Here is a 13,894-nt window from a genome sequence, read left to right as displayed (position 1 = left end):
CCATCCACTTTCGACAGAGTGGATGGCCTTTCCTTTGGGTCTTGTGCACTAAGCTGCTTTGGCCTGGGAGGTCGTCTGAGGCTCGCTTGAACCGCTCGCTTTTTCTTCCACAGGGGCAGCTTTCGGATTGAACAGTTGCGGTACCGCTTTACGGAGTCGACCGCGCCACCAGAATTTGTTTCGCCACAGCGGAACGTGCTTAAACTCGGGCGTTTCCCAATCTTTGGCGGCAATGCGTTCCTTCATCACTGCCGGATGGGTTCCCTTGTAGGGTACGCACGATTGCATTTCGTAGATGTACTCACCCACTTCTTCCAAAGGGCGATCTTTGATCTTGATGACCTGAGTCCCCTTCTTATCGTAAGCGTAGAACTGCTCGAACTGGGCCGTTTTCTCTGCCATCGCTTTCGGTGGTCGCACGTAACCGTAATGAAAGACGCGGGCTTTGATCATTGCCGAATGCAAACGCTGGCCATTCTTCCCGAATCCACATGCGTCACCCACGCTCCGAATCTGCGGATCGTTCCGTACGATTCGTACCTGGCGACGATAGCCGAGCGGATCGCGAATGCCGTAGTCGCCGCGGAAGTGCAAATACTTGAACTTCAATCCATCGACCCATGGTTTGTGCCAATGGTCTTCCATGGCTTGTCGGATGACAGGGTAATCCGCTTCGTGAATTACCTCGTCCGCTTGGATATAGAAACACCAATCGCTGTCACAGCGGTCAAGGGCCAAGTTCGTTTGATAGGCGAGAACTTCGCCGGCCTTACGCATCTCGGGATCCCAAGGGGTGATCTCGATATCGATCTTGGGATCGCCGATTGCCTTCAAGACCTCTAGAGAGTTGTCGGAGCAATCGCCCACTTGAACGACGAATCGATCCACCAAGGGCAGGACCGACTTGATACTTTCCACAAACGGGTAACCGAATCGGACCCCGTCCCGCAATATGGTAAATCCACAAACTCGCATCGAACGCATCCTTGCGACGCTAGCATTATCGTTAGGGGCATCTCAGTGCGACGGTCCCTATTGGTTTCTTGAAAGTGGATTGGACGATACCAAATTGGTCGAAATCGTACTAACCCAATCTGCCTGAAGCGGTTAAGTCGCGGTCGCATCCTTTTCATTTAAAAGGTCCGCAAACTGCTGCTCAGTAAGCACCGTCACACCTAACGATTCCGCTTTGGCAAGTTTGCTGCCAGCTTTCTCGCCAGCGACGACGTAACTCGTCTTCTTAGAAACGCTACTAGAGGCCTTACCACCACGCGAGCGAATTAACTCTTCAATCTCGTCGCGCGTATATTTTTCCAAAGCCCCAGTAACGACGAATGTCATTCCCTCGAAAACCGCTGGCCCCGTTGCTTCCGTCTGCTGACCAGTTTCCATCGAGACACCGGCGCCTCGCAAATCTTCGACCGTCTCTTTGCCGAATTCGCCTTGAAAGAACTCCCGTACCGAAGCTGCGATCACTTCTCCGATATCTTCGATCTCCGCGATTTCCTCTTGCGAGGCTTCCATCAGTTTTTCGATCGTTCCGAAATGCTGAGCCAGGCGTTCCGCACCACGAGCTCCGACATGCCGGATCGACAACGCATTGAGCAGGCGTCCCAGTCCACGAGACTTGCTTTCCTCTGCGGCGGCTACCAGCTTGTCGCCAGACTTTTTTCCCATACGAGGAAGTTCCGCAATTTGATCAGACGTTAAGCGATAAAGGTCTCCGTAAGTCTTAACCAACTTTTGATCGACCAGCATATCGACCAGCTTATCCCCCAAGCCTTCGATATCCATCGCATTGCGAGTCGCGTAGTAGCGAATCCGCTCTTTGATTTGTGCAGGGCATCCTTGCCAGTTGGGGCAACGGATGTAGACACCACCTTCGTCTTTGACCACCGCCGTTCCACAGGAAGGACAATGCGTCGGGAAAGGGAAGGGCGGCAGATCCTCTTCGCGTTCGTGTTTTTCGGTCCGCACGATATGCGGAATGATCTTGCCTGCTTTCTCCACTACGACCACGTCGCCGATTCGGACGTCCTTGCGTTCGATTTCCTCAGCGTTGTGAAGGCTGGCCCGTGAAACGGTCGTTTCCGCTAGCTCAACCGGTTCGAGAATGGCCACCGGGGTGATCGCTCCCGTTTTGCCAACTTGTACCTCGATGTTGTTGACCTTGGTGATGGCCTCGTATTTCTCGAACTTGTAAGCAATCAGCCAGCGAGGGCTCTTCGAAGTGGAACCGAGCTTTTCTCGTTGCTCGAATCGGTCGACTTTTAAAACAAGGCCATCTACCTCGAATTCCAACTCATGCAGCGATTCCACAAGTTCCTGGCAGTGTTCCATCGCCGAGTCGAAATCGATGAACGACTTCACGAACGGAGTGGCTGGCAATCCGTACGAGTTGAGCTCTTGCAAAAACTCGGTGTGACTCGTCGCTTTGAGCCCTTCGACATAACCAACGCCATGGCAAAAGACTCGTAGGTTTCGTTCCGCTGCGATGCGAGGATCGAGGAGTCGAATTGTTCCCGCGGTCACATTTCGCGTGTTCTTATAGGCTGGCTGACCTGCCTCGGCTTGCCGCTCGTTCAACTTCACCAAGTCGGCATTGGTCATGTAGATTTCGCCACGCACTTCCAGCATTGGAGGCACATCGCTACCTGAAAGTCGTAGCGGGACATCGGCGATCGTACGGACATTATGAGTGATGTCGTCCCCGACCGTGCCATTTCCACGCGTCAAGGCTCTCGTCAGCACGCCATCCTCGTACAGCATCGAAACGGCGACGCCGTCGATCTTTAGCTCGACGACCCAGGCAATCTTTTCCTCGGGAAGCAGCTTGGCGATTCGCTCGCCGTACTTCTTCAGCTCTTCCAGGCTGTAGGTGTTGTCAATCGAAAGCATCGGAATGCGATGCTCATACTGCTCCAGATGAGGAACCGGCGCATCGCCGATTCGTTGTGTGGGACTGTCCGGGGTGATCAACTCCGGGTTCTTCTGTTCGAGATCCTTAAGGCGATCAAGCAGCTTGTCGTATTCGAGGTCGGTTAGCTCTGGGTTTGCCTCGACATAATACTTTCGATCATGTTCGCGGATCTCTTCCCGTAGCTTTTGAATATCCGTTTCAACCGACATGAAAAGTTTTCCTTCATCGTCCCCATGCCCCGAAAGAGAGGCGGGTAGGGTAAGAGCCCCAGGAAACAGGCAAGAAGATATCGCCTTGGACTCGCCTAATCCTGGCATTCTGGCGGGAACTGGGCATTGTTGGCAGCATTCGGGACCAGGCACAGGAATTTCAGCGGTGTCGTTCCCGTATTACGAAATTGATGCACTTCGTCCGGTTCGACCAAAATAGCATCTCCCGTTTTGATCGGTCGCGGGGAGTCGCCTTCCAGGATAACGCCTTCCCCGGCGATCACGTAAACCTCGTGCTCGTAAGGATGATGGTGATGGGGGGTATGCCCTCCCGGGGCCACCTCAAACTGCCGCATCGCAAAGAGTGGGGCTCCGTCACGTTCGCTGATCAGCTGTTTCACCTCACAGCCGGTGACGCCATCCATTTCCACCTTGGTCGAATCGCCGTGATCGATGTTTTGAATCTTCATTTTGGTTCCCGCTCCCTGAAATACTCGATTTCCGAACACTCAAAACTTATCGAACCGGAGGGGACTGAACAAGCGGACAGTTCTCCCCCCGGTATTCTCACGCCGCCATTCGAGTTACCATGAAAAATTCCCTTGCCAGGAAGGAAGCTTTCCAGAGAAAGGCGAACCTTGTCGACCATGCAGATCGAAGCTCGAGGCGTCGAAGTTCATAACCTGAAAAAGGTGGACCTCGATATTCCACATCGCCAACTGATCGTCTTTTGTGGCGTGAGCGGGAGCGGCAAGACCAGCATGGCCCTCGACACGCTCTACGCAGAAGGGCAACGGCGGTATATCGAGAGCTTTTCGGCCTACACGCGGCAGTTTCTCGATCGCTTAGAAAAGCCGGACGCCGACCGCATCGACAACATCCCTCCGGCATTAGCGGTCACAAAAGTCAACGACACCCGCTCGAGCCGCTCTACGGTAGGCACCGCGACTGAAACGACCGACTATCTTCGGTTGCTATTCAGCAAGATCGGCAACATCATCTGCCCCAGTTGCCACCAGCCGATTACCAAGGACACGCCAGGCCGTGTCGCCGATCAGATTTGCGGGGCAGGGGGGAGCGGCCGCATGATGGTCGCGTTTCCCGTTCAATGCGAAAGCGAAGAATGTGAAGGAGTCGTCGAGCAGTTACGCGAGGATGGTTTCGTCCGAGCGATTGCCGCAGGGGAAACGGTCTCACTTACGCCAGATCAAGACGAACCTCTTACGAAACGCCTCGAATCAGGGGAATCACTCTCGGTCGTGGTCGACCGTCTGACACTTGAATCGCTGAAGATCGAACGCCTCAGAGAATCGCTGGAAACCGGCTTCGCCCATGGCGATGGCGTCTGCGAGCTTTTGCTTGAACCGCAGGAACAAGGCGACCTGAAAGGGCAGGGTAGCACCGTCGAAATCGATGGGCGAACCTGGCAAAGTTTGCGTTTTAGCACGCAGCTTCGATGCGAAGCATGTGACTTGGAGTTCATCGAGCCTGATCCTCGATTGTTTAACTTCAACAGTCCGCTGGGGGCGTGCCCTGACTGCGAAGGCTTCGGCAACATCATTGATATGGACATGGACCTGATTGTCCCTGACCGTCGTAAGTCGCTCGCCGAAGGTGCGATTGCTCCCTGGAATACGCCAGCCTACAAACACGAGCTGGAAGAGTTGATCGCCCTCGCCCCCGATTACGATATTCCGATCAACACGCCATATCGCGACCTGACCGAAGATCAGATCAATCTGATTATCGAAGGTGTTCCGGAACGCGAATTCGGTGGACTCAAAGGGTTTTTCGCCTGGCTGGAACGTCGCAAGTACAAGATGCACATGCGAGTCTTCCTCAGTCGTTGGCGGAGTTTCCGCATGTGCGAGTCGTGCCAAGGAACGCGTCTACGTCCCGAAGCGTTGGCAGTCCGCGTCGGCGGAAAGAATATCGCCGAGATCTCCTCGATGAAGATCGTCGACGCGTTGAATCATTTCCGCACGCTCCAGCTCTCAGAATACGAAAGTGCCCTCTGCCGTCAGGTGATGCCGCAGGTCATGGCGCGTCTGGAATACCTTTGCATCGTCGGCCTGGGCTATCTCGCACTTGATCGCTCGCTGCGAACGCTCAGCGGTGGCGAAGCTCAGCGGGTGACGTTGACCAGCACACTCGGTTCTAGCCTGGTAAACATGCTGTACGTTCTCGACGAACCGACGGCAGGTCTCCACCCTAGCGACATTACCCGACTGAATGAAGCGATTGTCGATCTCCGCAATCGCGGCAACACGGTCGTCGTCGTCGAGCATGAAGAGACCCTCATTCGCGCTGCCGATCAAATCATCGAGTTCGGTCCCGGGGCAGGGGAGCGAGGCGGCGAGATCATGTTCCAAGGTTCGCCTGCCGATATCGAAAACGACGAAGACAGCCTGACCGGCGAGTTCCTTTCTGGTCATCGCAGCGTTGTCCGAAAGCGTGATCGTCGCACAGCGACCCATGGGCGAGTCCGACTCAAGGGTGCTCGGGGCAACAATCTGAAAAACCTGGAACTTGAGTTTCCCCTCGGTGTATTGACAGTCGTCACGGGGGTTTCGGGAGCAGGCAAAAGCTCGCTCGTCGATCAAACGCTTTACCCTGCGTTGTGTCGCCGCAAGAAGAAAGAAAACATTCAAAGCCTGCCGTATGACGATGTCTTCGGTGACGGTCAGATCGACGATGTCGTGCTTGTCGACCAAGGGCCAATCGGTCGCTCCCCACGATCCAATCCGGTGACGTACATCAAAGCGTTCGACGAAATTCGGAACGTTTTCGCAAGTACGATGCAAGCCAGAACGCGAAACCTGACGGCCAGCCATTTTAGCTTCAACGTCCAAGGGGGACGCTGCGAAAGCTGCAACGGCGATGGTCATATCGCCATCGACATGCAGTTCATGGCCGATGTCTACGTGAAATGCCCTGAGTGCAAAGGGCAACGCTACAAAAAGGAAGTTCTGGAAATCACCTACCGCGGCAAAAGCATCGCTGACGTTCTGAGCATGACGGTTCGCGAGGCGTTCGTCTTCTTCCGCGGCCAACCCAAAGTACAAGCGAAGCTGAACCTATTGAATGAAGTCGGCCTCGATTATCTTCGCCTTGGCCAGCCTGCTAATACGCTTTCCAGCGGGGAAGCCCAACGTTTGAAACTAGCCGGAAACCTGGCGACGACCAAAAAGGCTCGCACTCTATTCTTGATGGACGAACCGACGACCGGTTTGCACTTCTCCGATATCGTTCAGCTCCTCGACTGCTTCGAAAACCTTTTGCAGATCGGTCACTCGTTGATCGTCGTCGAGCACAATATCCATGTCATGATGGCGGCCGACTACATCATCGACTTAGGCCCTGGGGCGGCAGATGAAGGGGGCAATGTTGTTGCCATGGGTACGCCAGAAGAAGTGGCGGCCAACCCCGATTCGGTGACAGGAAAGCATCTTGCGGAAGCACTGAAAAACCTGAAAGCGTGAGGGCGCCCACCTCTTGATGATCCACCCCGATAAACTGCTTCTTTCTCAGGGCGACACATCGAATCTCGGCGCGACGGTGTACTGCCATACCGTGCAGGAAGACTTCGAATTGCCCGCTGACGCCTACCTTGAAGGCCCGTTCAGTAGTCGAGGCAAAACGCTCACGGCCAGGTATACATTTCAGCAAGCAGCTCCACCAGCGAGTGGACCAGTTTGGCAAGCCTATATTCCAGAGCCTGTGATGTGGACGCCTCGCATGCCAGCCTACTACGAGCTTCGTGGAATCCCAGGAGTCGAAAAACGGATTGGCCTGCGAGAACTGTCCATCCGAAAAGAAAGTTTCTATCGCGAGCAGCAACGTTGGGTTGCCCGAGCCGCGTTTTCATCGCTCAAAAAAACGCACGATGAGATGGATCAATGGCGCGAATCTGATTTGGTGCCGATTCTTACGCCTGAGTTTATTGCCTTCCGCGATCATTCGTTGAAACAAGGGCTACCTCTTATCGTCGATGGAACAGAAGGCTATTCGCTCGACGAATATAGCCGCGGCAGTTCCCACGCCTCGATTGCGATGCTGTTGCTTTCTCCGGCAGAAACGGTTTCCTTTGTCAGGTTTCCCCTGCCGACTTCAGGCCTATTGGTGGGAACCAAAATATCAGAACCAATAGAAATTCCTGATCACGTTCACTTCGTCGCGGTTTCTGAATCCCTTATACGAAAAGGTTGGCAGCCGAACCGTCGACTTCCGATCGTCGCTACGCGAGAATGTGACGTACAGAATCATTCCCCCGCCGAGCTTCGCGCACAGTGCGATCAGTTTCAAGCCGATCTCGACAACGGGGCGGAATACGCAGGCCTCTGGCTTCTTCCGAAAGCATCGTCATGACCGATCCATCCAACGACCCGTTTGCCCGGTATGCTCGCCAGATGAGCTATGCTCGCTTCGGCAGGGAAGGGCAGCAGAAGCTATCCGAGTCGACGGCATTGGTCGTGGGGCTTGGGGCCCTTGGTTCGGTGATCGCCAACACTTTGGCACGCAGTGGCGTCGGTACGCTGCGAATCGTCGATCGAGATTACGTCGAATGGAACAACCTCCAGCGGCAGGTGATCTATACCGAGGCCGATGTCCATAAGCGATTGCCAAAGGCGATCGCGGCGAAAAACCATCTGCAAGCCGCCAACGCAGACATCCACATTGAAGCGGAGATTGCCGACGTCGATCATCGCAACATCGAGCGGTTATGCGAAGGTGCCGATGTCATCGTCGATGGAACCGATAACTTCGAGATTCGCTTTCTTCTGAATGATGCCTCGCTGAAACTCGGAATTCCGTGGGTTTACGGCGGTTGTATCGGAGCAGAAGGGCAAACGATGACTATCCTTCCAGGCGATGGTCCTTGTCTGCGGTGTGTCGTTCCCGAATCCCCACCACCTGGCACGACACCAACTTGTGATACAGCAGGCATTTTGGCGCCAATTATCGGCGTGATTGCTTCGCTCGAGAGCATGGAAGCGTTGAAGATCCTTAGCGGGCACGCCGAACAAGCGAGCCGCACATTGACAGTGTTCGATCTTTGGGACAATCGCATCCGTCCGGTTAAATTGGATGGTCTGGCTGGCAACACCGACTGCCCTGCCTGCGGACAACGAAACTTCGAGTGGCTCTCAGGCACCAAGGGAAGTCAATCGGCAGTGCTGTGCGGACGCGATGCCGTGCAACTAAGTTTCCCCGAAAACGATGGTATCGACCTGACTTCGTTTGCGGAAAAGCTCAAAGCTTTGGGAACCGTCGAGGCAAACCCTTACCTTCTTCGAGCAAACATCGGCGAACATGCTTTCACGCTCTTCGGTGACGGACGCTGCATCGTCCACGGTACAAGCGATCCTGCCGAAGCTCGATCGCTGCACGCCCGCTATATCGGCACCTAGGGCAGGCTTCCAGCAACAGTCTATTCTGGTTTCAGCCTCCTGAAATCAGTACAATGTGGGTAGTCCATTCGCGGCTACACCGATTGTAAATCTCCCTCGTGCGCTTAAGGATTTTTCCCGTGACGGAACAACCTCATCACCAGTTCAATGATTCCGACTTCCAACACATGCTCGACGCCATGTTCGTGAAGCAGAACGAAGAGCTCTGGGAGAAGCTTCGCGAGCAAATTGCCGAAGAAGAAAAAATGGACGAGCTGTCCAAGGCAATCGGCATCGATGACAAAGTCCTCATTCAGCAGCTGCTGGACATGGGAATTACGGCCAAGAGCATCGCCGCGTTGACGATGTACCCGATGGTCAGCGTTGCCTATGCCGACGGTGTCCTGAACGTCGAAGAACGCGAACTGATCATGAAAATGGCCAGCGAATGGAACATGAAGCCTGGCGATCCCGGCTTCGAGGTTCTCAATGATTGGCTGACCGACGGTCCTGCCGAGGGTGGTTTCGAGGCTTGGAAAAAATATATTCAGGCCGTTCTCAGCCAGATGACACCACAGCAAGCAGCCGACTTGAAATTAAGCATCTTGACCCGTTCCAAAGCCGTTGCGACCGCTGTGGGTGATGTTTTGGGAAGATTCGGCAACCGTACGACCAAAGCGGAAGATGCCCGGCTGGCAGAAATCGAGTCGGTCTTCACCTAAATTCAGGCCGCCACTGCCTATTCTTTTTCCACGATTCGTTTGCAAGATTTCGCGATAGTTTGCAAACTGGAGGGCTTGCGGGGGAGTTCCAAGGAATATCTCCCCCGATTCCTTTTCCACCTCATCCCTTGCTCGTGGTTCTCATGGAGCGATCGATCGCGCGTCGTCTGGTTCTGCTGACCCTGTGTGGAGTCATTTTGATTCCAGCATTGGGTATGGCCGCCGATACTTCGAATCCTTTGCAAGAGATCGGATTCGAGAAGTATGGCTCGAAGTGGATTCTGCCCGAGGAAATTGCCCTCAAGCGAGATCTCGATGCGTTGGAAGAAATCGCTCGTCGAACGGTCCCCCTGCGCCGCCAAATCGAGTTGGCTGTTGCCGACAATGCCCAGCGATGGCAAAAGCAGCAAGCCGCTTCAAAACTGATCGATCAAATCGCCAAAGCTATGCGTCGTACGGCAGTTGGAACTGAGGAAGAAAAGAAGGTCCAAAAGCAGATCGATCTCCTCAAACAAGCGACACGTGAACTTCGAGATGGTGTTGCCCCAGATCGACTTGGTGCACAGCCACATATGCGAGCCATGCTGGAATCGTTGACATTAATGCATCAGCAAGCAGCGATCCTTTCCGCGAGTGTCGAGCGTCGCCATGGAAAAATCCAAAAGCGATATGAACAGCTTCCTCCGAAGGTAACCGATTGGGTCACTAATCAAGATGATGTAGCGATCGGCCCTCTCCACCGAAACGAACAAGTCGATCAAACGATCCGCAAAGCGTCCAATTCGCTCTGCCTGGATAGCATCCCAATGTTTCTCCAGGGAACGCAAAAACGTGTCGGTGTCGTGCTAGGTGACCAGTTTCCCGCCGTCGTGACGCTCTGCGGCAAAGATAGCCGACTCGTTTTGACGTCGAACATGGCCTATTCCGTCGGACTGCGTAAACTGGGAAGCCTGGAAGAAGTAACCCTTCCAGGCGGGCACAAAACCAAAGCAAGAATTGGCGAGTTACCGCAACTTCGTTTAGGCTCGATCGCACTGCAAAACGTGCAAGTCGTCGTTCTCGAACCTTCCGACGAGCATCTAGGGGGCTTTATCGGCCTCAAGCTTCTTCAAGCCTGGAATCCGCAGTTTGCGGAATCGGGAATTTCTCTTTCGCTGGATGCGTCCAATCATGCGTCCACGGCGTCGCGTTGATACCGACGCCCCCTCCCACCTAACTGGGCAGGTCGGAAAGTATGTTCGTGATGAACCACTTTCACCCTGGATTTTGCCAGTTTTTGGGGGATGATGCTTCCATTACGATAGATAATGGTAACAATGAGAAGCCTGGGAGAGTTTCTCCCAATGCATGCATGAAATTTCGATGAGGCAGCCTGATTTATTTCAAGATTGGGTTTTCCTAGTTTCGGAATAAGCATTATGAATAACGTCGCGGACGGGCGAATTTCGGCAAACTTTACGTGTTGGCTAATTTCTAACCATTAGAACGCCGAATCCGTACTAGACGGGCCGAGAATTGTACAAACGAAACTTGAACGTATAATTCACGCAGGTCCGAAAACCGCGAAATCATATTTGTGAGGAGTATTGGGGTTGGCGGATAAGCCCAAAATCCTGTGTCTGTGCGATAGCAACAATGACGGCCAAGTCGTTGAAGAGCTTCGCCAGGATTTTGAAGTGACGGAAGTGAACAATCCACTTCGCGTTATTGCCAAACTTCGAAACGATCCTTACAGCGGCTTGTTCATTACGACTTCGCACCAGGAAGTCGCCAACCGCATCAGCAATCTGCTGGAGAACGAGCACATCCTTGATGGCATGCCTGACGGCGTGGCGATGCTTGATCGCGATAACACCATCGTCTGGGTGAACTCTTGTCTTGAACGCTGGACTGATCGTGTCGATCTGGTCGGTCAAAACTTCTACGCGGCACTCAACAGCCCTGAGATCCTTGGCCCTGACTACTGTCCGTTCCATACGGCCATGTCGACAGGGCAAGCCAGCGGATCAACACTGCGGACGGAAGACAATCGTTACTTCCATGTGCATGCGGCGCCTGTTCTCGTTCCTAACAGTCCACCGAATAACCTCATCGTTACCGTCCGCGACGTTACCGATGAAGTCATTCAGCGGCAAAAGCTCGACGCGATTCATCGTGCGGGGATGGAACTTGCCGATCTGACCACGGAAGAAATCTTCAACATGGAGGTTTCCGAGCGGATCGAACTGTTGAAGAGCAACATCCTGCACTACACGAAGGACTTGCTCAGCTTCGACGTCATCGAGATTCGCCTGCTTGATCAGCGGACTGGCGAACTCGTGCCGCTGCTTTCTGTCGGCATCGACAAGGAAGCGGCCGAGCGAGAACTGTACGCTCAAAGCACGAACAATGGCGTGACTGGGTTCGTCGCATCGACCGGGAAAAGCTATCTTTGCGAAGACACCAGCAAAGACCCGCTCTACCTCGAAGCCCTCAAAGGGGCGAAAAGCTCGCTGACCGTTCCGCTGCTGCTGCACGATCAAGTCATCGGTTCGTTCAACGTCGAAAGCCCCGAGCCTCGAGCGTTCACCAACAGTGATCTCCAGTTTCTCGAGATCTTCTGTCGCGACTTGGCCGTCGCATTGAACACGCTGGAACTGCTCGTCGCTCAGCAAGCCAATACGGCTCAAGCTAGTGTCGAAGCAATTCACAGTGCCGTCGCGTTGCCGATTGATGAAATTTTGAACGACGCCGTCAACGTCATGCAGCGTTACATCGGCCACGACGAAGAAGTGGTCGAGCGTCTGAAGAACATCATTCAAAACAGCCGCGATATCAAACGCGTGATCCAGCGCGTCGGCGAAAAGATGACGCCTGCTAAGGCCGTTCCTGCATCGGCAAAACAAGAACAGCGCCCGCTGCTTAAAGCGGCTCGCGTGCTCGTGGCAGACGCGGACGAATCAGTCCGCAGTGCAGCCCACGCTCTGCTGGATCGCTACGGCTGCGATGTCGAAACGGCCCACGACGGTGCCGAAGCACTTTGTATGGTCCGCGCCGGTCTGCATTCAACCGGATACGACGTCATCATCAGCGATGTCCATCTGCCCGATATGTCTGGCCATCAACTGATGGTGAAACTGGGTGGCATTATCACCCCCGTGCCCATGGTGCTGATGACTGGATTTGGCTACGATCCTGGCCATTCGATTGTTAAAGCACGTCAGGCTGGGCTTCTTCCTAACGCGGTTCTCTACAAACCGTTCCGTCTCGACCAACTGGTTGAAACCGTCGAACGTGTCATGACCGCCTTCGCTGGGACACCGTCGCCGTAACCATCGGCGAAGTCCGATCCTCCTGCAAGAGTCTCGTAATGTAGACTTCACACATTGGATGGCCGATGCGCTCTAGCGTTTCCGCGCCAACCTCCCTATTCTGAAGGCGATTCTCCGCCTTTTCCTCGTAGAATTCGACAACCCATGTATGTATTGATGGCGGTTCTGATGCTGATCGCAGGCATCGGGCACCTGGCAATTTGGACGCGTCTGCACTGTTTTTTCCACAGTCGGCCCTATAAGCAGTCACTGATCGATACGGCCGAATATACGTGCTACGTGATGTCGGTCCTGATTCCTACTCTTTTTGTGCTGTGGTGGATGCAACAGCCGCTCGCCACCGCGGCTTCGCCGGAGGAAGTTGTCGAGTATTCAACGCTGTATTACGTTTGGTACGCGTATGGAACGCTGAGTGTTATTGCGTTCATCGTAGCTACGCTGTTATGGCTGCTCTATCTTCGGGACGCGCAAATTGCCTCGCAGTATTACAACGAACGACTGCTCGCTTCGTTCGACTTTTCCGATCTTGCGCCGAAGCTCCTTTCGTCGACAAGTATTCAGATCGCCAGCATGATTCCGGCGAACGAGATCCTCCGTCTGGAAGTCGACCGCAAAGAGGTTTTCCTGCCACGGTTGCCGCAAGAGCTCGATGGCTTCACGATCACTCACCTTTCCGACCTCCACTTAAAAGGTCACATGACGGAAGAGTACTACCGCAAAGTGATCGACCAGGCCAATGACCTGCAAAGCCAGATGATCGTAATCGCTGGCGACATTTTCGATCGTGAAAAGTGTTTCCCATGGGCACGAACACTTGCCCAGCTTTCCGCCGATTGCGGCGTCTATTTTGTGCTTGGCAATCACGAACTAAGAACGTTGGCGGTCGATCAATGCCGAAAGGTTTTAGTCGATGAAGGATTTATCGATCTTGGTGGTCGGCATATGTCGCTGATGATTCGCGATTACCCTGTCGTCCTGGCAGGCAACGAGCTTCCCTGGCTGGAACCAGCCGCCGACATGAACACCCTCGATCTTTCGCAGTTCGAGCAAACGCCATTCAAACTGCTCGTGGCTCACACGCCGGATCAATTCCCTTGGGCAATCGAACGAGACTTCGATTTAATGCTCGCAGGCCACAATCATGGTGGGCAGATTCGTGTGCCAGGGCTGGGAGCGATCGTCAGCCCCAGTTATTACGGAACGCGTTATGCTGGCGGAATGTTCTACAGCAGCCCAACATTGATGCATGTCAGCCGCGGTGTCAGCGGTACCAATCCTTTACGTTGGAACTGCCCCCCAGAGATCACTCAGATCGTTCTTCGCCAAGGCGATTAAAGGAAAT

Annotated in this window: 10 protein-coding genes; 7 read left to right on the top strand and 3 right to left on the bottom strand. The window is 54.0% G+C overall.

The features are described from left to right. Nucleotides 1-48 precede the first annotated feature (48 nt). The 3 genes from LA756_RS23245 to LA756_RS23235 form a co-directional block, all read right to left on the bottom strand. Nucleotides 49-975 carry a glycosyltransferase family 2 protein gene (locus LA756_RS23245; protein ID WP_224437116.1) on the bottom strand — a complete coding sequence of 309 codons (927 nt, stop codon included), beginning with the start codon at nt 973-975 and terminating at the stop codon, nt 49-51. A gap of 132 nt (nt 976-1,107) precedes the next feature. After that, nucleotides 1,108-3,129: an NAD-dependent DNA ligase LigA gene (gene ligA / locus LA756_RS23240; RefSeq protein ID WP_224437115.1), complete on the bottom strand. Its 2,022-nt coding sequence runs from the start codon at nt 3,127-3,129 to the stop codon at nt 1,108-1,110. 95 nt (nt 3,130-3,224) lie between these two features. Continuing rightward, nucleotides 3,225-3,599 (bottom strand): cupin domain-containing protein, encoded by a 375-nt coding sequence (locus tag LA756_RS23235; protein WP_224437114.1) that lies wholly within the window; start codon nt 3,597-3,599, stop codon nt 3,225-3,227. Nucleotides 3,600-3,776: 177 nt separating this feature from the next. On the opposite strand from LA756_RS23235, the gene uvrA reads away from it, so the two are divergent. The 7 genes from uvrA to LA756_RS23200 all read left to right on the top strand — a co-directional run bounded on the left by uvrA (nt 3,777) and on the right by LA756_RS23200 (nt 13,887). Further along, entirely contained in the window at nt 3,777-6,611 is a 2,835-nt protein-coding gene (gene uvrA, locus LA756_RS23230) for an excinuclease ABC subunit UvrA (protein WP_224440424.1), read from the top strand. 16 nt (nt 6,612-6,627) lie between these two features. Continuing rightward, nucleotides 6,628-7,497 (top strand): hypothetical protein, encoded by an 870-nt coding sequence (locus LA756_RS23225; RefSeq protein WP_224437113.1) that lies wholly within the window; start codon nt 6,628-6,630, stop codon nt 7,495-7,497. Next, a complete protein-coding gene (locus LA756_RS23220; RefSeq protein ID WP_224437112.1) occupies nt 7,494-8,540 on the top strand; it encodes a ThiF family adenylyltransferase in 1,047 nt (348 codons plus the stop codon). Before LA756_RS23225 ends, LA756_RS23220 begins: the two co-directional genes overlap by 4 nt. Before the next feature lie 119 nt (nt 8,541-8,659). Beyond that, nucleotides 8,660-9,241: a hypothetical protein gene (locus tag LA756_RS23215; RefSeq protein ID WP_224437111.1), complete on the top strand. Its 582-nt coding sequence runs from the start codon at nt 8,660-8,662 to the stop codon at nt 9,239-9,241. Nucleotides 9,242-9,384: 143 nt separating this feature from the next. Continuing rightward, a complete protein-coding gene (locus LA756_RS23210; protein WP_224437110.1) occupies nt 9,385-10,434 on the top strand; it encodes an aspartyl protease family protein in 1,050 nt (349 codons plus the stop codon). Between the two features lie 399 nt (nt 10,435-10,833). Continuing rightward, entirely contained in the window at nt 10,834-12,552 is a 1,719-nt protein-coding gene (locus LA756_RS23205; protein WP_224437109.1) for a response regulator, read from the top strand. 144 nt (nt 12,553-12,696) lie between these two features. Beyond that, nucleotides 12,697-13,887: a metallophosphoesterase gene (locus LA756_RS23200; protein WP_224437108.1), complete on the top strand. Its 1,191-nt coding sequence runs from the start codon at nt 12,697-12,699 to the stop codon at nt 13,885-13,887. Nucleotides 13,888-13,894 lie beyond the last annotated feature (7 nt).

The sequence above is a fragment of the Bremerella sp. TYQ1 genome, assembly GCF_020150455.1.
Lineage (GTDB): Bacteria > Planctomycetota > Planctomycetia > Pirellulales > Pirellulaceae > Bremerella > Bremerella volcania_A.
The sequence above is the reverse complement of the archived record's forward strand: the minus strand, read 5'-3'. Positions and strand labels throughout refer to the sequence as shown.